The 25,376-nt window shown below is 70.8% G+C and carries 23 protein-coding genes and 1 tRNA gene; 8 read left to right on the top strand and 16 right to left on the bottom strand.

Features of this window, described 5'->3' with window-relative positions:
- Positions 1–118: 118 nt before the first annotated feature.
- The 4 genes from ACIA3K_RS23260 to ACIA3K_RS23245 form a co-directional block, all read right to left on the bottom strand.
- Complete coding sequence (locus ACIA3K_RS23260) at positions 119–1,120, bottom strand: hemolysin family protein (protein WP_396803647.1); 1,002 nt, start codon at positions 1,118–1,120, stop codon at positions 119–121.
- Positions 1,113–2,435 (bottom strand): hemolysin family protein, encoded by a 1,323-nt coding sequence (locus tag ACIA3K_RS23255; RefSeq protein WP_396803645.1) that lies wholly within the window; start codon positions 2,433–2,435, stop codon positions 1,113–1,115. The genes ACIA3K_RS23260 and ACIA3K_RS23255 overlap by 8 nt, the downstream gene beginning before the upstream one ends.
- Positions 2,436–2,539: 104 nt before the next feature.
- On the bottom strand, positions 2,540–4,738 hold the full coding sequence (locus tag ACIA3K_RS23250; protein WP_396803643.1) for a (Fe-S)-binding protein: 2,199 nt from the start codon (positions 4,736–4,738) through the stop codon (positions 2,540–2,542).
- Positions 4,739–5,044: 306 nt separating this feature from the next.
- On the bottom strand, positions 5,045–5,308 hold the full coding sequence (locus tag ACIA3K_RS23245) for a cell division protein CrgA (RefSeq protein ID WP_007454145.1): 264 nt from the start codon (positions 5,306–5,308) through the stop codon (positions 5,045–5,047).
- Positions 5,309–5,529: 221 nt separating this feature from the next.
- Between ACIA3K_RS23245 and ACIA3K_RS23240 the strand changes: the two genes are divergently transcribed.
- Genes ACIA3K_RS23240 through ACIA3K_RS23225 form a run of 4 tightly spaced genes read left to right on the top strand, consistent with a single transcriptional unit; the run spans position 5,530 to position 8,834 of the window.
- Complete coding sequence (locus ACIA3K_RS23240; RefSeq protein ID WP_396803641.1) at positions 5,530–6,333, top strand: DUF881 domain-containing protein; 804 nt, start codon at positions 5,530–5,532, stop codon at positions 6,331–6,333.
- Positions 6,330–7,889 carry a class E sortase gene (locus ACIA3K_RS23235; protein WP_396803639.1) on the top strand — a complete coding sequence of 520 codons (1,560 nt, stop codon included), beginning with the start codon at positions 6,330–6,332 and terminating at the stop codon, positions 7,887–7,889. The genes ACIA3K_RS23240 and ACIA3K_RS23235 overlap by 4 nt, the downstream gene beginning before the upstream one ends.
- A gap of 4 nt (positions 7,890–7,893) precedes the next feature.
- On the top strand, positions 7,894–8,181 hold the full coding sequence (locus ACIA3K_RS23230; protein WP_396803637.1) for a hypothetical protein: 288 nt from the start codon (positions 7,894–7,896) through the stop codon (positions 8,179–8,181).
- Between the two features lie 2 nt (positions 8,182–8,183).
- Entirely contained in the window at positions 8,184–8,834 is a 651-nt protein-coding gene (locus ACIA3K_RS23225) for an aminodeoxychorismate/anthranilate synthase component II (RefSeq protein WP_396803635.1), read from the top strand.
- 7 nt (positions 8,835–8,841) lie between these two features.
- On the opposite strand, the gene ACIA3K_RS23220 is transcribed toward ACIA3K_RS23225, so the two are convergent.
- From ACIA3K_RS23220 to ACIA3K_RS23185, 8 genes are all read right to left on the bottom strand, one after another.
- Positions 8,842–9,477, bottom strand: a complete 636-nt coding sequence (locus ACIA3K_RS23220) for a vancomycin high temperature exclusion protein (RefSeq protein ID WP_396803633.1) — start codon at positions 9,475–9,477, stop codon at positions 8,842–8,844.
- Between the two features lie 83 nt (positions 9,478–9,560).
- Complete coding sequence (gene pknB, locus ACIA3K_RS23215) at positions 9,561–11,381, bottom strand: Stk1 family PASTA domain-containing Ser/Thr kinase (RefSeq protein ID WP_396803631.1); 1,821 nt, start codon at positions 11,379–11,381, stop codon at positions 9,561–9,563.
- Positions 11,378–12,784: a protein kinase gene (locus ACIA3K_RS23210; RefSeq protein WP_396803629.1), complete on the bottom strand. Its 1,407-nt coding sequence runs from the start codon at positions 12,782–12,784 to the stop codon at positions 11,378–11,380. Before ACIA3K_RS23210 ends, pknB begins: the two co-directional genes overlap by 4 nt.
- Position 12,785: 1 nt before the next feature.
- Complete coding sequence (locus ACIA3K_RS23205; protein WP_355048514.1) at positions 12,786–14,291, bottom strand: penicillin-binding transpeptidase domain-containing protein; 1,506 nt, start codon at positions 14,289–14,291, stop codon at positions 12,786–12,788.
- Entirely contained in the window at positions 14,288–15,778 is a 1,491-nt protein-coding gene (locus ACIA3K_RS23200) for an FtsW/RodA/SpoVE family cell cycle protein (RefSeq protein ID WP_396803627.1), read from the bottom strand. The genes ACIA3K_RS23205 and ACIA3K_RS23200 overlap by 4 nt, the downstream gene beginning before the upstream one ends.
- A gap of 30 nt (positions 15,779–15,808) precedes the next feature.
- Positions 15,809–17,269: a PP2C family protein-serine/threonine phosphatase gene (locus ACIA3K_RS23195; RefSeq protein ID WP_396803625.1), complete on the bottom strand. Its 1,461-nt coding sequence runs from the start codon at positions 17,267–17,269 to the stop codon at positions 15,809–15,811.
- Positions 17,266–17,751: an FHA domain-containing protein gene (locus tag ACIA3K_RS23190; protein WP_355048517.1), complete on the bottom strand. Its 486-nt coding sequence runs from the start codon at positions 17,749–17,751 to the stop codon at positions 17,266–17,268. Before ACIA3K_RS23190 ends, ACIA3K_RS23195 begins: the two co-directional genes overlap by 4 nt.
- A gap of 6 nt (positions 17,752–17,757) precedes the next feature.
- The gene (locus ACIA3K_RS23185) at positions 17,758–18,546 is read right to left on the bottom strand and encodes a DUF3662 and FHA domain-containing protein (protein WP_007454122.1); all 789 of its coding nucleotides are present in this window, start codon (positions 18,544–18,546) and stop codon (positions 17,758–17,760) included.
- A gap of 207 nt (positions 18,547–18,753) precedes the next feature.
- Between ACIA3K_RS23185 and ACIA3K_RS23180 the strand changes: the two genes are divergently transcribed.
- The 3 genes from ACIA3K_RS23180 to ACIA3K_RS23170 all read left to right on the top strand — a co-directional run bounded on the left by ACIA3K_RS23180 (position 18,754) and on the right by ACIA3K_RS23170 (position 20,823).
- Positions 18,754–18,839 (top strand) — tRNA-Leu (locus tag ACIA3K_RS23180).
- A gap of 65 nt (positions 18,840–18,904) precedes the next feature.
- Complete coding sequence (locus ACIA3K_RS23175) at positions 18,905–20,020, top strand: NAD-dependent epimerase/dehydratase family protein (RefSeq protein WP_396803623.1); 1,116 nt, start codon at positions 18,905–18,907, stop codon at positions 20,018–20,020.
- Entirely contained in the window at positions 20,017–20,823 is an 807-nt protein-coding gene (locus tag ACIA3K_RS23170) for a WecB/TagA/CpsF family glycosyltransferase (protein WP_355048519.1), read from the top strand. The genes ACIA3K_RS23175 and ACIA3K_RS23170 overlap by 4 nt, the downstream gene beginning before the upstream one ends.
- Before the next feature lie 70 nt (positions 20,824–20,893).
- Here ACIA3K_RS23170 and ACIA3K_RS23165 read toward each other — a convergent pair whose 3' ends face one another.
- A complete protein-coding gene (locus ACIA3K_RS23165) occupies positions 20,894–22,450 on the bottom strand; it encodes a S8 family peptidase (RefSeq protein WP_396803621.1) in 1,557 nt (518 codons plus the stop codon).
- Between the two features lie 213 nt (positions 22,451–22,663).
- On the opposite strand from ACIA3K_RS23165, the gene ACIA3K_RS23160 reads away from it, so the two are divergent.
- Complete coding sequence (locus tag ACIA3K_RS23160) at positions 22,664–23,269, top strand: hypothetical protein (RefSeq protein WP_396803619.1); 606 nt, start codon at positions 22,664–22,666, stop codon at positions 23,267–23,269.
- Here ACIA3K_RS23160 and ACIA3K_RS23155 read toward each other — a convergent pair.
- The 3 genes from ACIA3K_RS23155 to ACIA3K_RS23145 form a co-directional block, all read right to left on the bottom strand.
- On the bottom strand, positions 23,237–23,638 hold the full coding sequence (locus tag ACIA3K_RS23155; RefSeq protein ID WP_396803617.1) for a hypothetical protein: 402 nt from the start codon (positions 23,636–23,638) through the stop codon (positions 23,237–23,239). The two genes, ACIA3K_RS23160 and ACIA3K_RS23155, sit on opposite strands and share 33 nt — an antisense overlap.
- Before the next feature lie 198 nt (positions 23,639–23,836).
- Entirely contained in the window at positions 23,837–24,058 is a 222-nt protein-coding gene (locus ACIA3K_RS23150) for a DUF397 domain-containing protein (RefSeq protein ID WP_355048523.1), read from the bottom strand.
- On the bottom strand, positions 24,028–24,903 hold the full coding sequence (locus tag ACIA3K_RS23145; protein WP_234584497.1) for a helix-turn-helix transcriptional regulator: 876 nt from the start codon (positions 24,901–24,903) through the stop codon (positions 24,028–24,030). The genes ACIA3K_RS23150 and ACIA3K_RS23145 overlap by 31 nt, the downstream gene beginning before the upstream one ends.
- Between the last annotated feature and the right edge of the window lie 473 nt (positions 24,904–25,376).

Genomic DNA, 25,376 nt, shown 5'->3' with positions numbered 1-25,376 from the left:
AGGCAGACGACCCACAGCGGTCGGTGCACCACATTAGGGAAGCGCCGGACCGAATTCAAGGCGAGCCGTGTCACCGTCACTGTCGCGCAACCACTTGCACACCAAGGGTGTTGGTCAATTAACCAACGATTGCGGTCAATACATCATCGAGCGTCACCACACCGAGAGGTCGGCGTCCGTCGCTGACCAGCACCATGTGCCGCCGTTCCCGGCGCATGGCCAGCAGCAGGTCGGCGAGCGTGCGGTCCGGCGGGACCACCGCCAACGGCCGGTACACCGCCTCCGGCACAGGCGCGCGGCGACCCTGCCCGGCGTACCCGAGCACGTCCTTGACGTGCACGAAACCCAGCACCCGCCGGGTGGACCGCTGCACCACCGGAAACCGGGACCGGCCGGTACGGGTCGCCAACACCTCCAGCGACGCCGGTGAGACGTCCTCGGCGACCGTCGTCACCGTCGACCACGGTTGCAGGGCGTCCGCCGCCGTACGGGTGTGCAGGGCCAGAGCGCCGGTGATGCGGGCGTGCTCCTCGGCGTCGAGCAGCCCCTCCGTACGCGCCTGCGACACCAGGCCCGCCAGCTCCTCGGCCGTGAACACCGTCTTCACGGCCTCCGTCGCCTCGATCCGCCACAGGGCCAGCACCCGGCGGGCCGCCCACTTCATCGCCAGCAGCAGCGGCTTGGTGGCCACGCAGAACGCCAGCATGGCCGGGCCCAGCCAGAGCGCGGAGACCTCCGGACCGGCCAGCGTGATGTTCTTGGGCACCATCTCGCCGACCACGGTGTGCAGGAAGACGACGACACCGAGCGCGAGCACGAACGCCACCGGGTGCACCGCCCGCTCGGGCAGACCGACGGCGTGGAACGGCGACTCGAGCAGATGGGCCAACGCCGGCTCGGCGATCGCGCCGAGGCCCAGCGAACAGACCGTGATGCCGAGCTGCGCGCCGGCGATCATCAGCGGGATCTGGTTCATCGCCGACAACGCCCAGCGGGCTCGCTTCGAACCGGCCGCCAACGGCTCGATCATCGTCCGACGGGACGCGATGAGCGCGAACTCGCTACCCACGAAGAAGCCGTTGCCGAGCAGCAGCAGCACGGCCACCAGCAGCTCAGTCATCGGCGTCCGGCTCCGCCGGTCGCAGCACCCGGACCTGCTCGATCCGGTGCCGCTCCACCTCCACCACGGTGAACTCCCAGCCGTCGGCGTCGACCGTCTCGCCGGGCAGCGGAATGTGCCCGAGCCGCGCCAGCAGGAACCCGGCCAGCGTCTCGTACGGCCCCTCGGGCAGCCGGAAGCCCGTCTGCTCGACCAACTCGTCGGAGCGCAGCACCCCGTCGACCAACACCGTGCGCTCGCCGCCCGGAACGGTCAGCTCGAACGGCTCGACGTCGTCCACGCTGGCCGGGTCGAACTCGTCGGCGATCTCGCCCACCAACTCCTCGACGAGGTCCTCGATCGTCACCACGCCGTCGGTGCCGCCGTACTCGTCGACGACGATCGCCAGGTCGGCCCCGGCCGCCTTCAACGCCGCCAGCACGCCGTCCAGGTCCAGGCTCTCCGGCACGTACACCGGCTCACGGGCCACCGCTGCCACCACCGTCGACGCCCGCGCGGCCAGCGGCACGCCCAGCGCGTCCGGCACGCCCGCCACGCCGGTGACGAGGTCGAGGGTCTCCTCGTACACGGGGAAGCGGGTCCGTCCCGTCCGCCGGGACTCCTCCAGCAGCTCGGCCACCGTGGCGGTGGCCCGCAGCGCGACCACGTCGACGCGCGGGGTCATGGCCTCGGCCGCCCGCTTGTCGCCGAACCGGATGGTGCGACGCAGCAGCATCGCCGTGTCCGGCGGCAGCGCGCCCGCGCGGGCCGAGATGGCGGCGAGCAGCCCCAGTTCCTCCGGCGAGCGGGCGCTCGCCAACTCCTCCTGCGGCTCCACGCCGAGCGCACGGACCAGCCGGTTCGCCGAACCGTTCAGGCCCCGGATCAACCAGCCGAACGTCCGGGAGAAGGTGTGCATCGGCCCGGCGGTGGCCAGCGCGGCGGGCATCGGCCGGGCCAGCGCCGCGTTCTTGGGCACCAGCTCACCGAAGAGCATGGACAGGAGCGTCGCCAGGGCCAGCGCCAGGAACGGGGTGAAGCGCTCGGTGTTCTCCCCGGCCACGGGACGCAGCAGCGGGGTGAAGATCCGGGCCAGCGCCGGTTCGGCCAGGTAGCCGGTGAGCAGGGCGGTGATGGTGATGCCGAGCTGCGCCCCGGAGAGCTGGAAGGACAGCTCGCGCAACGCGGCGCGTACCGTCCGGGCAGCCTCGTCGCCGGCGGCGGCCCGCCGGTCGATCTCCGCGCGGTCGACCGTGACCAGGGCGAACTCGGCCGCGACGAAGAACGCGTTGCCGGCGGTCAGCGCAACGAACCCGACCAGCGGCAGCAGCGTCATCAAGAGCAGGCCGTCGATGTCCCCTCACCTCGGCGAGATTCTTGCACGGCGGCGACGGCCCCTGCGGGCCGCCGCCACCGATGTTCGGAACCGGGGTGTACGCCTCAGCCCGCGACCGGCGTCGACTCCTTGTCGCCGCGCGGCTGCTCGGGCTTGACCGAGCGCAGCAGGACGCTCGCCACGTCGATGACCTCGACCTGCTCGCCGGCGCCCTTGCCGTTGACGCCGTCGTTGAGCATGGTCGAGCAGAACGGGCAGCCGACGGCTACCGTCTTCGCCCCGGTGGCCATGGCCTCCTCGACCCGGTCCACGTTGATCCGCTTGCCGATCTTCTCTTCCATCCACATCCGGGCGCCGCCGGCACCGCAGCAGAAGGAGCGCTCGCTGTTGCGCGGCATCTCGGTCAGCTCGCCCTGGATGGAGTCGCCCAGCACCTCGCGGGGGGCGGCGAAGACCCGGTTGTGCCGGCCCAGGTAGCAGGGGTCGTGGTAGGTGACACCGCCGTCGACCGGCTGCACCGGGGTCAGCTTGCCGGTGGAGACCAGGTGGGCCAGCAGTTGGGTGTGGTGTACCACCTCGAACTCGCCGCCGAGCTGGCCGTACTCGTTGCCCAGGGTGTTGAAGCAGTGCGGGCAGGTGGCGACGATCCTGCGCTTGGTCTTCTCGCGGCCCTCGAACGCCTCGTTGAGCGTCTCGACGTTCTGCTGGGCGAGCATCTGAAAGACGAACTCGTTGCCGATCCGGCGGGCCGGGTCGCCGGAGCACGTCTCGCCTTCGCCGAGGATCGCGAAGCTCACGCCGGCCTCGTTGAGCAGGGTGGCGACCGCGCGGGTGGTCTTCTTGGCCCGGTCCTCGAACGCGCCGGCGCAGCCGACCCAGAACAGGTACTCGAAGTCGTCCACCTCGCCGACCCGGGGCACCTCGAAGTCGAGGCCCTTGGTCCAGTCCTCGCGGGTGTTCTGCGGCGCACCCCACGGGTTGCCCTTGTTCTCCAGGTTGCGCAGCATCACGCCGGCCTCGGAGGGGAAGCTCGATTCGATGAGCACCTGGTAGCGCCGCATGTCGACGATGTGGTCCACGTGCTCGATGTCCACCGGGCACTGCTCGACGCAGGCGCCGCAGGTGGTGCAGGACCAGAGGACGTCCGGGTCGATGACCCCGCCCTCCTCGGCCGTGCCGATCAGCGGCTTGTCACCCTCGGCGAGCGACAGCACGTCCAGGTGCGCGAGCTGCGCCTGGGTGGCCTTCTCCTCGCCCGTGAGGTCCTTGCCGCCGCCGGCCAGCAGGTAGGGCGCCTTCGCGTACGCGTGGTCGCGCAGGCTGAGCACGAGCAGCTTCGGCGACAGCGGCTTGCCGGTGTTCCAGGCGGGGCACTGCGACTGGCAGCGGCCGCACTCCGTGCAGGTGCTGAAGTCCAGCAGGCCCTTCCAGGTGAACTGCTCGACCTGGGCGACGCCGAACTGGTCCTTCTCCGGGTCGGCCTCCTCGAAGTCGAGCGGCTTGCCCTGGCTGGTCATCGGACGCAGCGGGCCAAGACCGGAGCCGGCCGGCTTCTCCGGGTCGCGCTTGAAGAAGATGTTGGGGAACGCCAGGAAGCGGTGCCAGGCGACGCCCATGGTGACGTTCAGCGAGATGACGATCAGCCAGGTCATCGAGATGACGATCTTGATGAGCGCGGCGACGCTCGCGCCGTCCGACCAGTCCGGAAGGATCGCGCCGACCGCGTGGCTGACCGGGGTCGCCCAGACCGGGTACTCGAAGTGGTCGGTGGCGACCTTGAAGCCCCGGATCACCAGGCCGAAGATCAGGACCAGCAGCACGATCCACTCGACGAAGTAGCCCTGCCACATGGTCGAGCCGGTGAAGCGGGAGCGACCGCCGGGCCGGTTCGGCCGGTTCCGCAGCCGGATCGCCATCAGCACCAGGATGCCGACCAGCCCCAACACGGTGATGATCTCGGTGGCCAGCCCGAAGACGGTCCAGTGCCCGACGATCGGCAGACCACCGGTCGGCGTGACGACCTCGAAGTACGCCTCGAGCACCAGCAGCGACAGCACGATGAAGCCGACCATCACGAACCAGTGGGCGGCACCCACCACACCCCATTTGAGCATCCGGGTGTGGCCGGCGGTCTCCACCAGCATCTTCCTGGTGCGGGCGCCCTTGTCGGCGAACCGCTCCGGAGCGGGTTGCCCCAGCCGGATGACGGCCGTCATCTTCATGACCGCGCGCACCGCCAGCCACACCGCCACGGCGGTGATGCCAGCCGCGAGGATCGTGGTGACGATCTGGACGCTGCCCATCGAGTTGGCCTCCCCGGTCTGCTGCTCGTCGAGCGGTTCAGCAACCGGGGCCGGGACAGGCGTAGGACAGCGTCACGCCGCCGCACCTGCGACCGGACCGGTCGATGACATCACTCCGCTCGGTCATGCAGTGCAGCCTACGCGCAAGGTTACCCAGCAGTAACGTGAGTCATCTCGCAGTAGGCCACGCCGCCTGCGGACACCATAGGGTGCCCGGCCCGGTCGTGCCGGGCAGGGGGATGGCGGGTGACGGAGATCCTGCGGTCCGGTGGTGGATCCTGCGGTGCGGCGGCGGCCCGACCGGGCTCAGCGCCAGCGGGAGAGCAGCACCAGCGACGCGACCATCGCGCCGAAGCCCACCGCCAGGTTCCAGTACTGCCACGAGGCGACCGGGTACTCCTGCTCGGAGAGGTAGTAGACGACAAGCCAGCCGATGCCCGCGACGATCAGAGCGACCGCGGTGATCGGCAGCCACACCGGGCTAGGCTTGCGCGACGCCGCCGTCGTCGTCGGACGGACGTCCGTCGGCGGGGTGTACACCTTCTTCTTGCGGACCTGAGACTTGGGCACGGCGCTCTCCAGAGGGGGTGACAACCTCGTCCGGCCTGACAACCGGACGCGGAGGCGACGGTTCATGGCCAATAATGTTCGACAGCTAGCGTAGTCCCGAACGGCCGCCTGGACCACGAATGGGGTCAGGCAGGTACATGGAGTGACCGAAAAGGGCGGGACTGTTCGCATCGCGGCCCAGTCGTCACGGACCGGTCCTTGACACTCGGAAGGAACGCTCGGTGGAGTACACATCCGGTGCCGCTTCCTGGCAGAAGGTCCTCCGACGGGCCGTCGCCGGGCTGCTGCCCCGGCGGCCACGCCAACGGCGACCGGGCTGGTCGATCGGGGTGCCCCTGATCGCCGCCGCGGCGGGACTGCTCTTCACCACCACCGCGACCACCGCCGGTGGCACCGCCCTCCGGGAAGATCGGCGGCCCCAGCTCAACCAGCTCATCGAGGAGCGGCAGCAGCAGGTCACGGTGAGCGAGCGCCGGGCCGCCACCCTGCGCGACGAGGTCGAGCAACGCACCAACACGCTGGCCGACTCGGACGCCCCGATCAAGGCCCAGCAGAACCGAGCCCAACGCAGCCTCGCGGCGGCCGGGTTCACTCCCGTCACCGGCACGGCCGTCACGGTCGAGCTGAACGACGCGCCCCAGCACAACGACGAGGCTCACTCCGACGCCACCAACGACGACCTGGTCGTGCACCAGGGCGACGTGCAGGCGGTGGTCAACGCGCTCTGGGCGGGTGGTGCGGAGGCCATGTCAATCATGAACGTCCGCGTGCTCGCAACCAGCGCGGTACGCTGCGTCGGTAACACCCTGCTGCTTCATGGCCGGGTGTACTCCCCACCGTTCAAGATCGTAGCAATCGGCGATCCCGCTGCCCTCCAGCAGGCCCTCGCCAGCTCTGAGGGAGTCCGGTTGTTCAAGGACGCAGTCGACGACTACCAGCTCGGCTACAAGGAGTCCGTCTCCACGGTGACCGTCCCGGCCTTCGAGGATTCGACGGCCCTGCGCTCGGCGACGGTGCCCAGGTGACCGGCCCCGACGAGCGCCGCGACGGCCGACACCGGGACCAAGCCGACGAGCCGACGGCCTTCCTGCCCAAGGTCGACCGACCCGAGCCGGTTCGCGCCGAGCCGCCTGCGGGCCGGGTGGAAACCTCGCCGGGCCAGGCCGCGTCCACCGGAGGTCGACCCGAGTCGTCGCCGTCCCGACCCGCCCCGACCCCGGGGCGGACGCCGACCGGCAACTGGCCCGATCCCGTTCTGCCCAGCCGGTCACGGCCGACGGGCCCGCCCGCCGCGTCCGCGGCACCGAGCGCCGGATGGTCCGACCCGCAGGGCTCCACCGACCGCGCGACTCCGACCGCGCCGCCGCGCTGGCCGGGTACGGCGGCACCCCGGGCCGAGTCGAATCCTCCCCCCGCCGCCGCCCCGCCGCCGCCGCCGCCGAGCACGCCCGCGCCGCCGAGCACGCCCGCGCCGCAGAGCACGCCCGCGTCCCCGAGCACTCCCGCACCACCGAGCGCCTCCCCGGCCCCCGGTGCCCCCTCGTCGCCGGGCGGCGACGCGCCGACCGCGTTCATTCCGAAGATCACCCCCAGGGCCACGCGCCCGACCGGCGGCTCGGGCGCGCCCGTCTCCCCGGCCACACCCGACCGCACCGCCGACCCGAACGCCACCGCGCTCATCCCCACCGTGACCGGCAGGCCGACACCCCGGCCCCCGTCCATCGACATGACGGCGCTGATGGGTGCGGTTCCCCGTACGCCGGCGCCGGAGGAGCCGGCCGGCGAGGGCGACAGCGCCGCCGAGCCGCCGAAGCCGCGTCGGGGGGAGCGGGTCGTCCAACTCCGGCCGCACCAGACCGGCGAGGGCTACAAGAGCGTCTACTCGGAGCTGACCCGTCCATCCATCGCCTCCCGACTCCGGACCGGCATCAGGGCCACCGGCGAAGTCCTGATCACCTTCGGCCTGGTGGTGCTCCTCTTCGCCGGCTACGAGGTGTGGGGCAAGTCGGCCGTCGTGGACGCCCACCAGAACGACCTCAGCAGCCAACTCGCGCAGGAGTGGGGCCCGACCGACGACCCGACGGTCGTCCCGTCGAAGGCCCCGACCGCCAAGCCGTCCCCGCCGGTGCGGGGCAAGCCGATCGCCGGCCTCTACATCCCCAAGCTCGACAAGAACTGGGTGGTGGTCGAGGGCGTCACCCAGGACGACATCCGCTACGCGCCGGGCCACTACCCGACCAGCGCGCTGCCCGGCCAGGTCGGCAACTTCTCCGTCGCCGGCCACCGGAACCGGGCCACCTTCTGGCGGCTGGACGAGTTGCACGACGGCGACGCGATCGTGGTCGAGAGCAAGACCGACTGGTACGTCTACCGGGTGGCACAGACCCGCATCGTCAAGCCGACGCAGGTCGAGGTCGTGGCGCCCGTGCCCGGCGAGCCGAACAAGAAGGCAACCAAGCGGATGCTCACCCTGACCACCTGCAACCCCAAGTGGGACAACTACCAGCGCCTGATCATCCACGCGGAGTTGGACCGGACCCAGCCCAAGTCGGCGGGTCGCCCGACCGAGCTGGGAGGCTGACCCGGTGTACGCGTTCATCTGGCGCAAGCTCCCGTTCGGACTGGCCGGCAAGCTCGTCGGTTCGGTGCTGCTCGCGGCCGCCACGGTGGCCCTGCTCTGGTACGTGGCCTTTCCGTGGGCCGAGCCCCTGCTGCCCTTCGACGACGTCCAGGTCACCCAGGAGGACTCCGGCGTTCCCGGCGAGCCGAGCGACGGCGATGCGGTGACCGGCGACACGCCGACCGGCGACGAGCACGACCTGCCGTACGACACGGAACGGAACAACCCCGAACCGTCCTCCACGAGCAGGTGACGATGCGCGTCCTGGTGATCGACAACTACGACTCGTTCGTCTTCAACCTGGTGCAGTACCTGGGCCAGCTCGGCGTGGACTGCGACGTGCGCCGCAACGACGAGATCGACGTCGCCGAGGTGGGCCGGCTGGGCGCGGCGGGCGTGCTGCTCTCACCCGGTCCGGGCAGCCCGGACCGTGCGGGCATCTGCCTGGACGTCATCCGGGAGTACGCGGGCAAGCTGCCGATCTTCGGCGTCTGCCTCGGTCACCAGGCCATCGGGGAGGCGTTCGGAGCGACCGTCACCCGGGCCCCCGAGCTGCTGCACGGCAAGACCTCCGAGGTACGCCACGACTCCGTCGGCGTGCTCGCCGGCCTGCCCGACCCGTTCACCGCCACCCGCTACCACTCGCTGGCCGTCCTGCCCGAGACGCTGCCGGACGAGCTGGAGGTCACCGGCTGGACCGGGTCCGGAGTGGTGATGGCGATGCGGCACCGGACGCTGCCCATCGAGGGTGTGCAGTTCCACCCGGAGTCGGTGCTCACCGAGGGCGGCCACCTGATGCTCGCCAACTGGCTCGCGAGCTGCGGTCACACCGAGGCGCTGGAGCGCGCGCCGGCGCTGGCCGCCGAGGTGGACGCCCGGCGGCTCGCCGCCTTCGCCACCTCCTGACGCCCGGTCAGCTCCTGAGGGCGTCCCGCACGGCCGGGTTCGCGGGTGACCGGACGGCGGGTGGCCGCTCCCGGAACACGTCCCAGGCCGCCTTGCCGCTCGCCAGGTAGTCCCGGACCGCCTTACCGGCGAGCATGACGGAACCACACCCGTCGCAGCGGGCGGCCACCCCGTCGACGTCGAGGCCGAGGTGCCGGCAGAGCGTCACCGCCCGGGACAGGTGGTAGGACTGCGTCACGATCAGCGCGCGCTCGACGCCGTACACGTCCCGGGCGCGGACGCAGCTGTCGTACGTGTCCAGGCCGAACGGGTCCGCCGCCACCCGACCCGGGTCGACGCCGAGCCGCTCGGTCAGGTACGCGGTCATCACGGTCGGCTCGTCGCCGGAGGTGCCACCCCCGTCCCCGGACACCAACACCGCCCGCGCCCGCCCGGTACGCACCAGCTCGGCGGCGGTCTCCAGCCGGCCGGCGAGCCGGTCACCCGGTTGCCGTCCGTCCGCTGCCGCCGCCGTGCCGAGGACGATCACGACGTCGGCGGTGGGCGCCCCCGCCTCGTCGTGGGTGTGTCCGCGCGCGCCGAGCGTCGTCCACAGCCACGGGACGCTGCTCAGCGCCACCACGACCACGCCCAGGACCGCCACGTGTCGCAGCCGCCGTCGCCAGCGACCCGCCGGTGGGCGGTCGTCGACGGGTGCCCACCGGCCCCGCAACCGGATGCGGACGGCTACTCCCCGTCCACCCGGAACGGCGGGAAGATCGGCTGACCCGTGCCGCCACCGCCGCCCGGCGTCGGCGTGCCACTCGGCGTCGGCGTCGGCGACCCCGGTGGAGTGGGCGTCTCCTCGACCTCCTGCGGGATGCCGACCTCGATGATCACCGTCTTGCCCTGGGCCAGCTCGGTGCCGCCCTTCGGGTTCTGCTTCTGAACCCGGCCGGCCTCGGCAGCCGGCACCTCGTCGCCCTCGCGGAAGCTGACCACGTAACCCGCCGCGCGGAGCTCGGCCGCGGCGTCGTCCTTGGTGGAGTTGACGACGTTGGGCACCTTGCTGACGTTGCCGCGTGAGACCTCGACGGTCACCTTGCTGTCCTGGGCAACGGTGGACCCCGAGGGCGGGCTGACCTTGACGACGATGCCCTTCTGCGCGGGGTTGTCGACCGGTTTCTGTTCCACGGTCAGCCCCAACGCTTCGAGCTGGGGCGCCACGTTGTCGAACTGCGAGTTGACCAGACCCGGAGGGATCTTGACGTCGGGCTTGCCGTCACAGATCTGGACGGTCACGTTGCTCGCCGACTTCAGCCGGGCACCCGCTGCGGGATCCTGCTTGGCGACGGTGCCCTTCGTGCAGTCGTTGGCCAGGACAGGATCGCCGACCACCGGGTTGAAGCCCGCGTTGCGGATCTCGGTGACCGCCGCGTCGCGCGTCTTGCCCGCGAGCGTCGGCACCGCCTTCAGGTCCTTGTCCTGCTGCTCACTCCAGAGCAGCGCGGCGACCAGGGCGATCACCGCCAGCACACCGACCGCGCTGAACAGGGCGATCAACCAGGAGGACGCCTTGCGCTGACGTGGGTCGCCGACCCGCGCCGGGATCTGCCGGGTCTGCTGCCCGGTGGCGGCCGGCGGGTAGCCGGCGGCACCGCCGCCGGCCGGGGCCATCGCCACCGTCTCCGCCTCGCGCAGCACCGGAGTGGCCAGCACCGGGCGGCCGGCGGCGGCGCGCAGCAGGTCGGCGCGCATCTCGCCGGCACTCTGGTAACGGTTCAGCGGGTTCTTCGACAGCGCCTTGAGCACGATCGCGTCGACCGCCGGAGTGACGTCCGGGTTGATGTCGCTCGGGGTCGGCGGAGTCTCCCGTACGTGCTGGTACGCGACGCTGACCGGGCTGTCACCGACGAACGGCGGGTGACCACAGACCAGCTCGAAGAGGACGCAGCCGGCCGCGTACACGTCGGAGCGGGCGTCCACGGCCTCACCGCGCGCCTGCTCGGGCGACAGGTACTGGGCCGTGCCGATGACCGCGCTGGTCTGCGTCATGGTCGTCGCGCCGCTGGCCAGCGCCCGGGCGATACCGAAGTCCATCACCTTGACCTGACCGGTCTGGGTGAGCATGACGTTGCCCGGCTTGATGTCCCGGTGGATGATCCCGTGCCGGTGGCTGAACTCCAACGCCGCGCACATGTCGGCGCAGATCTCCAGCGCACGGCGGGGCTGCAACCGGCCCTCGACTCCGAGGACCTCCTTCAACGTCCGTCCGTTGACGAACTCCATGACGATGAAGGGCAGCGTCTCGCCGGTCGGGGCGGTCTCCTCGCCGGTGTCGTAGACCGCCACGATCGCCGGGTGGTTGAGCGACGCCGCGTTCTGCGCCTCCCGGCGGAAGCGCATCTGGAACGTCGCGTCCCGGGCGAGGTCGGTACGGAGCATCTTGATCGCGACATCCCGACCGAGCCGGAGGTCGCGACCGCGGTGCACCTCGGCCATGCCGCCGTAGCCGAGCAGCTCGCCGACCTGGTACCTGCCACCGAGCAGGCGGGCCTGCGCTGTCATCGCGTCTGTCGTCCTTCGCTCGTCGTCGTCCCGCCGTAACCCGGCCGGAGTCGTACCTCACGACGGTACGACGTCCGGGTCGCATCGTCGCGTCCGTCGAGCCGCAGCGCGCCGGACGTCACGGTCTGTGAAGTCGTCGCCCCGGACGTACCCGTCTGCGACGCCTTCCGCAGTTTGTAGGAAATCACGCCGGAGCAGAGCAGGACCAGTAAGGCCAGCAGGATGGCGACGAGCACCATCCCGGGCCGGGACCGGCTGGGCTCGGACGCCGGGCCGGCCTGCCGGGCGTACGCCGGTGGGTGTTCCTGCCGGTTCTGTGCCGGCGGCACCGCCGCGGCGCCGCGCGGATATCCGGCCTGGGCGACCGGCGGCCGGGCGTGCGGTACGGCCGGCGCGACCGCGGTGGGGCGAGGTTGTTGGGCGGGCGCGATCGCGGTGGGTCGCTGCCCGACGGGCGGCTGCCGGTGCGGCGCATTCGGCGGGCGGAACTGCTGCCCCTGCGGCACCTGGGCCCGGCCGGGTGCGGCGGGCGAGGACGGCGCCCCGGAGATCGGCGCGGAGTGACCACCGGACCGGGCCTGCTGGGACAGCGCGGCCTTGAGCTGCCGGGCGACCGAGGCGAGGGCGGCGGCACTCGGCCAGCGGGCCGCCGGGTCCTTCGCCAACGCCCGCTCGACGACCGCCCGGACCTGCGGCGGAATGTCGTTGGGAAGTGGGCGCGGCGTCTCCCGGACGTGCCGCATGGCGATGTCGAGCGGGTTGTCCCCCTCGAACGGTCGCCGGCCGGCGAGGCACTGGTAGGCGACCACGCCGAGCGCGTACACGTCGGACGCCGGGGTGGCCACCTGCCCGGTGGCCTGCTCCGGCGAGATGTACGAGGCGGTGCCGAGCACCGAGCCGGCGGCGGTGAGCTGGCCGACGATGTCCGAGCGGGCGATGCCGAAGTCGGTCAGCACGAGCGTGCCGTTCGGCCGGACCAGCAGGTTGCCCGGCTTCACGTCGCGGTGCACGATGCCCTTCTCGTGCGCGGCGTGCAGCGCGTCCGCGGCCTGCGCGACGAGCGCCATGGTGCGGGCCGGGGTGAGCCGGCCGACCCGGCTGAGCGTGGAGGACAGGGCGTCGCCCTCGACGTACTCCATGACCAGGAACGCGATCTGCTGATCGTTGCCGAAGTCGTAGACGTCGACGACCCCGGGGTGGTTGATCGTGGCCATCGTCCGGGCCTCGCCCCGGAACCGCTCGGCGAAGTCCGGGTCGTCGAGCAATGCCGGGAGCAGGCTCTTCACCGCGACCGTCCGGCCGAGCACCTGGTCGGTGCCGCGCCAGACGTCGCCCATGCCGCCGCTGGCGATCCGCTCGTCGAGACGGTAGCGGTTGCCGAGCTGGACGCCGGGGCTGAGCATGTCAGCGGCCCCCGGGGTCGGCGATGGCGGCCCGCATGATCTGGCCGCCGATCCGGGCCGCCTCGGCGCTGCCGCCGCTGCCGGCCTGCTCCAGGACGACACACACCGCCGAGACCGGGTTGCCGTTCTTGTCCAGCGCGAAGCCGATGAACCAGCCGTGGTCGGGGCGGTCCGGCGCGGACTGCGCCGTACCGGTCTTGCCGCCCACCGTGTAACCGCTGATCGCCGCCTTCTGGCCGGTGCCCTTCTGCACGACGCTGACCATCATGTCGCGCAGGTCGGAGGCGACCTGCGGCTCGACGGGCTGGCGCAGCTCCCGTGCCTTCGCGGTGTAGTAGCTGGTGGTCCGGTCCGGGGCGAGGAGCTGCCGGACCAGGTACGGCCGCATCTGGCTGCCGCCGTTGGCGACCGCCCCGGCGATCATCGCGCCCTGCAACGGGGTCATCCGGACGTTGTTCTGACCGATCGAGGACTGGGCGAGCGCGGCCGGGTCGGTGCTGCCGTCCGGGTTCTGCATGTCGCCGGTCCGGCTGGCCGCCGTCCGCAGGCCGCCCTCGCCGAGCTGGCCGACGGTGAGGTCCTCCTGCTCGAAGCCGAACTGGCGGGCCTTCTCCTTGACCTTGTCCGCGCCGAGCCGCACGCCGAGCTGCGCGAAGCCCGTGTTACAGGATTCGGTGACCGCCTCCTGGAGGGTGACCTGCGGCTCGGGGCAGATCGACGCGGCGGCGTTACGGATCGGGCTGCCCGAGGTGGGCGGCGTGTAGCTGGACCCGGCCGGGATCGGGGTCGACTTGGTCACGCCGTTCTCCAACGCCGCCGCGGCAACCACGATCTTGAAGGTGGAGCCCGGGGGCAGCGTCTCGGAGAGGGCGCGGTTCTTCAGCGGACCGTCCGGGTTCTGCTCCAGCTTGTTGATCTCCGCAGCCGCCGCGGTCGTGTCGTGGCTGACGAGCGGGTTCGGGTCGAAGCTGGGCATCGACACCAGGGCCTGCACCGCACCGGTACGCGGGTCGATGGCGATCGCCGCGCCCCTCTTCGCATCCACCTGGTTGTTGCGCATCTGGTCGTACGCCACGTCCTGCGCCCGCTTCGAGAGCGTGAGCAGCACGTTGCCGCCGGCGGTCTCGTCGCCGGTGAACATGTCCTTGAACCGGTCGCCGATCAACTGGTCGCTGGTGCCGGCCAGGAAGTCGTTCTCCAGCTGCTCGATGCCGGTGTCGGCCAGGTTGACCGGCTTGTAGCCGAGCACATGGGCGTACTTGGCACCACCCGGGTAGGTGCGCTGGAACTTCAGCTTGCCGGTGGTCTCCTTGCTGGTGGCCAATGCGGTGCCGCCGGCCTCGATGTTGCCGCGCTTGCGCTTGTAGTCGGCGACCTGGACCCGACCGTTGTAGTCACTGGTGCGGTACTCGTCGGCCTTGTACGCCTGGATCCAGTTCAGGTTCGCGAAGAGCAGACCGAACAGGACCATGACGACGACACCGACACGACGCAGGGGTGCGTTCACGGCTTGATCACCTCCGTGGGAGCACCGTGCAACTGCTCGGGCGGACCGCCCGCCGGTCGGGCCGCCTTGCCGGCGCCACCGGTCACCGGCCGCCGAGCCCCGTCGGAGACCCGCAGCAGGACCGCGATGAGCAGCCAGTTCGCCATCAGCGACGAGCCACCGGCGGACAGGAACGGCGTGGTCTGGCCGGTCAACGGGATCAGCTTGCTGATGCCGCCGACGATCACGAAGACCTGGAGGCCCAGGGTGAAGGCGAGACCACCGGCGAGCAGCTTGCCGAACGAGTCACGGACCGCCAACGCGGCGCGCAGACCCCGCTCCACGATCAGCAGGTAGACCACCAGCAGCGCGGAGAGACCGAAGAGGCCGATCTCCTCACCGATGCCGGCGAAGATGAAGTCGTTCTGCACCTCGGGCAGGATGTCCGGCTGACCGCCGCCCGGTCCCGCACCGAAGAGCCCGCCCGTGCCGAGGGCAAGCAGGCCCTGGACGAGCTGATAACCCTTGTCGGTCGGGTCGGCGAACGGGTCCAGCCAGATCTCGGCGCGCACGTAGAAGTTGGCGAACGGGCCGCCGACCGTCGAACCGAGGACGTACGCGAGGTAGGCGCCACCGAAGAAGAGGAGCAGACCGATCAGCAGCCAACTGACCCGTTCGGTGGCGATGTAGAGGGTCACCACGAACATGCCGAAGTACAGCAGAGAGGTGCCGAGGTCCTTCTCGAAGACCAGCACCAGGAGGCTGATCAACCAGACCACGACCACCGGACCGAGGTCCCGACCGCGCGGGAAGTCGATACCGAGGAACCGCCGGCTCGCCAGCGAGAGCACCTCGCGCTTGCGCACCAGGTAGTACGCGAAGAAGACCAGCAGCGCCAGCTTGGCGAACTCACCCGGCTGGATCGAGAACCCGCCGAGGCGGATCCACAGCTTGGCGCCGTTGATCTCGGACATGCTGCGCGGCAGCACCGCCGGGAGCATCACCAGCACGATGCCGGCGAGTCCCAGGGTGTACGCGTATCGGGACACCGAACGGTGGTCGCGCATGATCGCGAGCAGGCCCGCGGCGAGGATCACCGAGGCCAGCGTCCAGGCGAGCTGCCGGCCGCCGATTCCGGCGAACGTGGCCAGGTCCTCCCGGTCCACCGGCGCGGCCTCGCCCAGGTCGATCCGGCGCAGGAAGCCCACGCCGAGACCGTTGAGCAGAGCCACCGCCGGCAGCAGAGCCGGATCGGCGAATGGGGCGAGGAACCGGATGACCAGGTGCAGGCCGAGGAAGACCGCCCCGAGCGCGGCGGCGGGCATCCAGAAATCCGGAGTGACCGTGTCCAGGAGGTTCGCCTCGACGGTCGCCATGTACGCGGCCACCAGCACCATGGCCAACAGCAGCAGGGACAGCTCGGCGTTGCGCCGGGACCGGGCCAGGCGTACGCCGGAGTCCCCGCCCGTGGTGGCGGGCGAGGATGCCGGTGTGGCCGCTACGGTCACGGGTGGAGTCCTTGGGATCTCAGTCGACGCTCACTCAGGAGACCGGCAGCCGGCCGGGTCGAGCGCCGGCGGTGCCGAATCGGAGGGCGTGGCGTCGGGTGCGGTGGTCGGATCGGTCCCGCCGGCGGTGACCGCCGTGGTCGGGCTCGCGCTGAGGACCCCGTTCACCGACGCGCTGGGGCTGGTGGCCGGCGTCGGGGACGTCACGGGCGGGGTCGGGGAAGGAGTGGGCGTGGGCGAGCCGGTCGACGCGCCCGTGTCGGGCGTGCAGAGCGGCTTCAGGTTCGGGTTGGTCGGCGTGTCGCTGGTCAGCTCCGCGAGCTGCCGCTCGGCGTCCGGCTCGCTCTTGGCGCGGATGCCCACCTTGACCGTGTCCTGGGCGGCGACGGTGAGGTCGTCCAACCGGGTGCCGCTGGTGCGGTGCACGGTGGACAGGTCCATCCCGGCGATCTGCCCCTGGATGCCGCGGAAGACCGCGACCTGGCCCTCCTCGGTGGCGCCCACGTAGTACTGGCGCTGGGTGTACGTCCAGCCGGCGAAGAGTCCGCCGCCGAGGATCACCAGAAGGGCCACGGCCATGGCGGTGGCGCGTACCGGCCGGCGCTTGCGCGGTTCCGGCTCGTCGTCCGCGGCGGCGGGCTCCTCCGGCGCGGCGGGGCGCGGCGCGGAGAGCGCCGAGGCCCGGGCGGCCGGGGTCGAGTCGTCGGCGGAGGTGGCCATGCCCCGGTCCCGGGCGGCGGCGCCGCCGACGATCGGGGTCGCCTCGACGATGTCGTGGTCGGTGGCATCGGCGATGATCACCGTGATGTTGTCCGGGCCGCCGCCGCGCAGCGCGAGCTGCACCAGCCGCTCGACGCACTGCTGCGGATCGGTGTACTCGCGCAGGGTCTCGCCGATGGTCTCGGCGCTCACCACACCCGAGAGTCCGTCGCTGCAGATCAGGTAACGGTCACCGGGGAGCACCTGGCGCACCGAGTACTCCGGGTCGATGTCCCGGCCGTCCAGCGCGCGGGTCAGCAGCGACCGCTGTGGGTGGCTGCTGGCCTCCTCGGCGCTGATCCGGCCCTCGTCGACGAGCATCTGGACGTACGTGTCGTCCTTGGTGATCTGTGCGAACTCACCGTTACGCAGCAGATAGGCCCGCGAGTCACCGATGTGGACCATCCCCAGCTTGCTGCCGGAGAAGAGGGTCGCCGTCAGTGTGGTGCCCATCCCCTCCAACTGCGGGTTGGCGTCCACCGTGTCGCGGAGCTGTTGGTTGGCGGTGCCCACGGCCGAACGCAACGCGTCGACGAGGGCGTCCCCGGGGACATCCTCGTCGAGCGGCGCCATGGCACCGATGACGATGTTGCTGGCGACGTCACCGGCGGCCATGCCGCCCATGCCGTCGGCAACGGCGAGTAGCCGCGGCCCGGCGTAGACGGAGTCTTGATTGCCGTCACGGATCAGACCGCGGTCGCTGTGGGCCGCATAGCGCAGGGTCAGAGTCATGGCCGTAATTCGAGGGAAGTGCGGCCGATCCGGATCGGCACGCCGAGGGGTACGGGGGTTGGTCCGGTGACCTTAGCGCGATCCAGGTACGTGCCGTTAGTCGAGCCGAGATCCTCGACGAACCACTGACCCTCGCGCGGCAGGAGTCTCGCGTGCCGCGCGGAGGCGTAGTCGTCGGTGATGACCAGGGTGGAGTCCTCGGCCCGACCGATGGTGATCTGCGCTTCACCGAGAGTGATGCGGGTGCCGGCCAACTGACCGGCGGTGACCACCAGCTGGTGGGCCGCCCTACCCCGCTTCGCCTTCGCCGGTTTGGCCGCCTGCCCCGTCGAGGCGCCAACCGCGCGCGGTGCCGCCACCAGGCGACCGGATCGGGCTCCCGCGAAGAGATCTCGGCGGATCACGCCGACCACCGTGAACACGAAGATCCACAGCAGGATCAGGAACCCGAACCGGGCAACGGTGATGACCAGTGCCGGCAAGGCGGCTCAGCCGTCCACGCGGAAGGTCAGCGTCGTGGTGCCGAGCTGGACCATGTCACCGGGGTTCAACGCGACGGCGGAGACCCGCTGCCCGTTGACCATGGTGCCGTTGGTGGAACCCAGATCGGTCAGCACAACCTGGCCGCCGTCGAAATCCAGTCGGGCGTGTCGCCGGGAGATCCCGACGTCGGGCAGGCGCAGGTTCGCCTGGTCGCCGCGACCGATCACCGTCGACCCCATCTGGAGGGGGTAGGTGCGTCCGTCACCGGAGACCAGCCGCACGTTGCGACCGCCACCGTGCCCGGGCGGCGGGCCGTAGCCGCCACCCTGGTCGTACGCGGGGTAGGCGGGCGGACCGGCGTCGTAGCCGGGCGCCGACACCGGGGCGACCTCGCCACCGGTGTAGACCTCGGCGGTGACGCGGAACATTCCCGTGTCCAGGCCCTCGCCCCGCTCGATCTCCACGATCACGTCGCCGTAGACCGTCCAGGCCTGCTCGCCGATGAACTCCGCCTGCGACTGGGCCAACTCCTGGGCCAGCGCGGCGGCGTACGGCGCCAGACGACTGTGGTCGAACGGCGAGAGATCGATCACGTAGCGGTTGGGCACCAACGTGCGCCCACCGGCCAGGATCGCCTTGTGCGCCTCGGCCTCCCGCTGCATGGCGTTGAGGATCTCCACGGGGTGGACCACCCCTTTGAAGACCTTGGCGAAAGCCCCTTCGACCAGGCCTTCCAGACGCTTCTCGAAGCGTTGCAGCACGCTCACCGGCTCCTCCTCGGGTCCCGAGGACATGATGGTATCCGGCCGGCGCGCGCGCAGCTCACACGCCGCTCGGCCGCCTGCTCCCGGCCCGTTCGGAAGGACCGGGACCACCGTGCTAATCTTTCGTCCGCCACGAACGGTAACCGCTCGTGGCGAGCGTCTGGGACAGCGTAGTATTCCCGGGGCCTGCTGGAGACAGCGGGTTCGGGGCGGCTACAGTGTCCCGGGTCGTGCCACGGGGATGTGGCGGAATGGCAGACGCGCACGGTTCAGGTCCGTGTGCCCGAAAGGGCGTGGGGGTTCAACTCCCCCCATCCCCACCAAAAGGCGAGGGCTCCGCTTGATGCGGGGCCCTTCCGTCATATCGGGGCGTGCCGGACGTCACGCTATGCTCCGATGGTTTCTGCCTCCGATGGACCAGGAGTGGCGTGTGAGTGTCGCGTTGGTGACCGGGTCGGGCGGTCTGATCGGCTCCGAGGCGGTCCGGCACTTCGCCGGCCTCGGTCTGGACGTCGTCGGCATCGACAACGACATGCGCCGGTACTTCTTCGGAGAGGACGGCTCCACCTCGTGGAGCCTGGAGCGGCTCGGCCGCGACCTCGGTAACGCCTACACCCACCACGCCGTGGACATCCGGGACCGGGACGGCCTGGAGCAGGTGTTCAAGAAGTACGGCTCGGACATCGCCGTGGTGATCCACAGCGCTGCCCAGCCCAGCCACGACTGGGCCGCCAAGGAGCCGTACACGGACTTCGACGTGAACGCCGGCGGCACTCTCAACATGCTGGAGAACACCCGCCAGCACGCGATCGACGCGGCGTTCATCCACTGCTCGACCAACAAGGTTTACGGCGACCGGCCCAACAGCCTTCCGCTGCTCGAGCTGGAGACCCGGTACGAGCTGCCCGAGGACCACCGCTGGTACGAGGGCATCACCGAGGAGATGTCGATCGACCACTCGCTGCACTCGGTCTTCGGCGCCTCGAAGGTGGCCGCGGACGTGATGGTGCAGGAGTACGGCCGCTACTTCGACATGAAGACCGCCTGTTTCCGGGGCGGCACCCTGACCGGCCCGGCCCACTCGGCCGCTGAGCTGCACGGGTTCCTGGCGTACCTGATGCGCTGCGTCATGGAGGGTCGGACGTACAACCTGTTCGGCTACAAGGGCAAGATGGTCCGCGACGCGATCCACTCGCACGACGTGCTGACCGCGTTCGAGGCGTTCTTCCGGGCGCCCCGCTCGGCCGAGGTCTACAACCTCGGTGGCGGCCGGCACTCCAACACCTCCCACATCGAGGCGTTCGCGATCGCCCAGGAGATCACCGGCCGCGAGGCGCGGATCAACTACGTCGAGCAGAACCGCACCGGCGACCACCAGTGGTACGTGAGCAGCATGGCCCGGTTCGAGGCGCAGTACCCGGACTGGAAGATCACGTACGACGTGCCGATGATCCTGCGGGAGATCTACGAGGCGAACGTCGACAAGTGGGTGCCGCAGCCATGACTCCCCAGACCAAGCGCAACGTGCTCGGCGTCCTCGTCGACGCCACCGACTACGCCTCGGCGACCGACGCGGTGGTGACCGCGGCGCACGAGCGACGGCCTCTCGCGCTGACGGCGCTGGCCGTGCACGGCGTGATGACCGGGGTGCTCGATCCGGCGCACAATGCCCGGTTGAACTCCTTCGACGTGGTCACCCCGGACGGGCAGCCGGTGCGCTGGGCGCTCAACCTGCTGCACGGCGCCGGGCTCACCGACCGGGTCTACGGGCCGACGCTGACGCTGCACGTGCTCTCCCGGTTCGCCGACGAGGGGCTGCCCGTCTACCTGTACGGCTCGACCGAGGAGACGCTGGCGAAGCTGATCCCGGCGTTGGAGCGGATGTTCCCGGCCCTGAAGATCGCCGGGGTGGAGCCGTCGAAGTTCCGCGCGGTCCAGCCGGGCGAGGACGCCGAGATCGCCGACCGGATCCGGTCCAGTGGCGCCCGGCTCGTCCTGGTCGGGCTCGGCTGCCCGCGCCAGGAGGTATTCACGTACGCCATGCGCCCGCTGCTGGACATGCCGATGATGGCGGTCGGCGCCGCGTTCGACTACCACGCCGGGCTGCTGCGCCAGCCTCCGCCGTGGATGCAGCGCGCCGGCCTGGAGTGGTTCTGGCGGCTCGGGCTGGAGCCGAAGCGGCTGTGGCGTCGCTACGTGATCCTCAACCCCGCGTATCTGGCTCGGCTCGCCGGCCAGAAGACCGGCCTGTGGAAGGCCCGCCCGCCGGCCCCGGCGACCGAGCGGCCGGCGACCTTCGCGGTCTGACCCCCGAATCGGGTACGGCACGAGGCCCCACCGGGATCGTCCGGATGGGGCCTCGTCCCTGGGGAACAGGTCAGACGGTCAGGGTCCAGCTGTTGATGTAGCCGGTGTCCGCCGAGTAGGTGTCGCGCACCTGGAGCCGCCAGGTGCCGTCCGCCGCCTCGCCGGACAGGTTGACCGAGTACGTGGCGTTCACGTTGTCGGCGCTGTCCGAGGTGCTGCTGTTCTTCAGTCGGTACGAGCTGCCGTCCGGGGCGAGCAGGTCGATCACCAGGTCACCGCGGAACGTGTGCACGATGTTCACCGCCACCGTGGAGGCCGAGGAGGCGTTGCGGCCACAACCGGAGATGGTGACCGAGCTGGTCACCGCCGCGCCGGCGTCCGGGATCGAGACGTCGGTGCCGTTGGTGCCGGTGCAGCCGGTGGGCGGCGGGGTGGTGCCGCCACTGCCCACGTAGAGCAGCAGGTTCGGTGAGCCCGAGCCGACATTGCTGATCACGTTCGGGGTGGCGTTGGACACCAGCTGGTTGCGCACCTGAGCCGGGGTCCAGCTCGGGTTGGTGCTCGCCACCAGGGCCGCCGCTCCGACGACGTGCGGCGTGGCCATCGAGGTGCCGCTGATCGTGTTGGTCGCGGTGTTGCTGGTGTACCAGGCCGAGGTGATCGACGAGCCGGGAGCGAAGATGTCCAGGCAGGTGCCGATGTTGGAGAACGACGAGCGGGCGTCCGAGCTGGTCGTCGAGCCGACCGTGATCGCCTCCGTGGTACGCGCCGGCGAGGTGTTGCAGGCGTTCGCGCCGTTGTCGTTGCCGGCCGCGAGGCCGTACGTCACACCGGAGGCGATCGAGTTGCGGACGGCGGTGTCCAGCGAGCTGTTCGCCCCGCCGCCGAGACTCATGTTCGCCACGGCCGGCTTGATCGCGTTCTGGGTGACCCAGTCGACGCCGGCGATCACACCGGCGTTGGTGCCGCTGCCGGAGCAGTTCAGCACGCGTACGCCGACCAACTGCACACCCTTGGCCACGCCGTACGTCGAGCCGCCCACGGTGCCGGCGACGTGCGTGCCGTGCCCGTTGCAGTCGTCGGCCGACCCGCCGTCCACGGCGTCGTAGCCGGAGGTGGCCCGGCCGCCGAAGTCGTTGTGGGAGAAGCGGATGCCGGTGTCGATGATGTAGGCGTGCACGTTGCTCGCCGTGTTCGGGTACGTGTAGGAGCTGTCCAGCGGCAGGTTGCGCTGGTCGATGCGGTCCAGGCCCCAGGACGGCGGGTTGGCCTGCGTTCCGGAGATGGACACGGTGTGGTTCTGCTCGACGTACGCGACAGCCGGGTCGGCGGCGATCCGTGCCGCTGCCGCCGCGCTGACGGTGACCTCGAAGCCCCGCAGGGCGGTGCCGTAGGTGCGGGCTACCTTCCCACCGTGCCGGCCGGTCAGCCGTTGCGCGGTGTCGCCGACCTGGCTGGGCGCAACGGTGCTGTCCTTGAGGACGACGATGTAGCTGTCCGGCACGGCGGTGGCTCCGCCCGCCTCCCGTACGACGCCCACCGGCTCGGCGGCCAGAGCCGGGGCACCGACGGCCAGCACGGTCGCGGTGGCCACCCCGACCAGTACGGACCTGCGTGGAACACCCATCTCCCTACCTCCCTTCGACCGGCGGCGAAACGCGACCACCGGCCTTTCGATCGACGCTCGCCGATCTCGCTGAGAGTAGATCCGCCGGCCCGACGGATGAACATGTCGAAACGTCCATCACCTGGATGGGATGCCCCTACGGGCTCGACCTCCGGGGCCAACGGGGGTCCAGCCCGGATTCGCCGCGCGGAAGAACGGGAAAGACTCTCCGACATGGAGAGTCAGCTCACCATCCTGTTGCCGGTCGCCGCCGTCTGGCTGGCCGCCGGGGTCCTGGCCGACCGACTGCCCCGGCTTCGCGACGCGCGTGCGCTCCGTCGGCGTACCGGATGGCTGCTGACGCTCGCGCTGGTCGGCCTCGCGCTGATCGCGGCGGTGGCCGTCGGCGGCCTGTCGAGCGCCGGCGCCGCCCCGATCGATCGTGCCGCCGCCGGGCTCACCCTCGCCACCGGCCCGGCGCTCGTGGTGGCCGGCTGCTCCATACGGCGAATCCGCCGGTTGCGGGCCGGGGCCGGCGCGTTCGACAGCGCACCCGGCACACCCGCCCCGCACGGGCTGCGTGCCGCTGCGGCCCACCCGCTCGTCGGCATTCCGTTGCAGGTGACCGCCCTGGCGACACTTCCGGCGGTGATCGCGGCAGCCGGCACGGACCTCGGCGCCGAGCCCGGGATCACCGGCCCGGCGATCACCGTCGGCGCACTGACGGTGGCGACCATCGGGGTACGGCACGCGCTGCGGCACAGCCGGCTCATCGAGCGGGCGCAGCCCACCGCCGTCGCCACGCGGTCAGCGCGAGCGGCCGGCCCCCTGCACGTATAGGAGTTCCAGGATCGCCCGGGTCGCCTCGAACCAGCGGTCCAGCCAGCCGGGCGGCGGCACGCTGCCCTTCGGCGGCAGCTCCAGCAGCAGGCCCCGCAGCAGCGGGTGGTCGGCCAGCGAACCGGTGGGCTCGATCGGCCAACCGTCCGGGGGAAACGACGGCTCGACCAGCGGGTTGGGGTCCAGTGACGGCAGCGAGAGCGGCGGGTCCATCGGCTCCGGGTCCGACATCTCCCGCCCGTCCAACTCCTGGTCGGTCGAGACCACCTCGGTCAGTACGGTGTCTCGACGCGCCCCGCGGTACTTACCACCGAAGCGCTCCGGCTTGGCCGGACCGTTGGTGAGGTTCTCTGAACCGATCGTCGTCATCCGTCTCGCCTGCCTCGCTCGGTTGCGGGTCGGTGCGGCGGGTCGTCGACCAGGCCGTACCGACGGGTTCAACGACGCGGGCCCGCTGTGGCGACGGGAATCCCGGCGGAACCTGGCAGCGGTCGGATCGGCGGAGTGCGGACACGGAACGTCCCCGCCCGGTCGAGGACCGGACGGGGACGTTCATCGACCACTCGGTCAGGCCGAGCCCAACACACCACCCCTGGCTCCGGCAACGAAGGCACGCCAGTCACCGGGAGCGAAGACCAGGGCCGGACCGGCCTTGTCCTTCGAATCCCGGACGCCGACCGCACCGGTCACGTACGCCACTTCCACGCAGTTGTCGCAGTTGGGCCCGCTCTTCGAGCTCTTGAACCACGTCGCCTGCGTCAGGTCCACGGGGAACCTCTTGGTCGCCATTTCGGCTCCTCTGCCAGTTTTGCGATGTGTGCGACGGACTCCTCCGGACGAATGGCCGCAGCGCGGATGTGATCGAAGATGAAGCTGTACTTCTGCAGTTCGTCGCTCTTCTCGAGGAAAAGCCCACCCGTGGCGTTCTCCGCGTACACAACATCCGGATCACCGGGCTCAGGGAAGCTGAGAATCGTGAAGGTGCCGTCCATGCCGGCGTGCGCGCCCACCTCGAAGGGGAGGATCTGAAGCGTCACGTTCGGCAACTCGGCCACCTCGACCAACCGCCTGAGTTGGCCGCGCATCACCTCGTCCCCGCCCACCGGCCGACTTACCACCGCCTCATCGAGCACCACCCACAGATCGACCGGATCGTCCTGGGTCAACAACGACTGACGGCCCAGACGGACACGCACCCTTTGATGTACCTGATCGGCGGTGAAGTCCGGCCGGGCGGCGCGGATCATCGCCCCGGCGTACTCCTCGGTCTCCAACAGGCCGGGGACGACCTGCTGTTCGTACGCCCGGATGGAGCTGGCCGCCGCCTCCAGGCCGACGTACGCCCCGACCAGCACCGTGCTGTACGGGTGCCACCAGCCCTTCTGCCGGGCCTCCCGGGCGATCTGCACGAGTTCGTCGCTCTCGGCGCCCACGACGCCGTAGATCCGCAGCATGTCCCGCACGTCGCGCGGGGTGGCCGTGGTGTGGCCCGTCTCGATCCGGGAGACCTTGGACGCCGAGCACTCCAACTGCTCGGCCACAACTTCTATGGTGATCCCGGCCGACTCCCGCTGCCGGCGCAGCTCGGCGCCGAGCCGTCGCCGTCTGATCGTCGGGCTGCGCCGTTCACTCATCGCGCGGCCTCGGCACTTCTGGCCCTCGCCACTGGTTGCTCGACCCCACTCTCGGGCTACCTCCGGTCGACGCGCCCACTGGTTGCCGCTTGCCGGGGGCGCGACCGTCGGCCGGCGAGCGTTCGCGACGAGGGGTGGTGCCGGTCATCGGCCGGCCGCGACGGGCGAAACCGGCCCCCAGTGTGCCGCCCACACGCGGATCGCTTCAAGCGTCGCTTTGCGTGGCGAACTCACGTATCGGCAAAAGTCGACGTGCAACTTGCATGAAGCACGTCGCTGATGCACTCTGTCCGTATGGCTCGGATCACTCAGCGTTCCGGTCCGCTCTCCGGGAGTGGTGAACCCACCGACCCCGGGCAGCCGGACGGAACGCGGGCCCGGCCAGCGACACCCGGACCTGCGCCGGGGTAATGACCCCACCGCTGCAAGCCAGCTGACTGCGGCGGTGGGCGCGGTTCCCGGCAGCAGTCAGG

Origin of the sequence: Micromonospora sp. NPDC051543 (genome assembly GCF_044454415.1) — a bacterium.
In the GTDB taxonomy this organism is placed as follows: domain Bacteria; phylum Actinomycetota; class Actinomycetes; order Mycobacteriales; family Micromonosporaceae; genus Micromonospora.
Note: the sequence above shows the minus strand (reverse complement) of the source record. Positions and strands in the feature narration are given on the sequence as shown.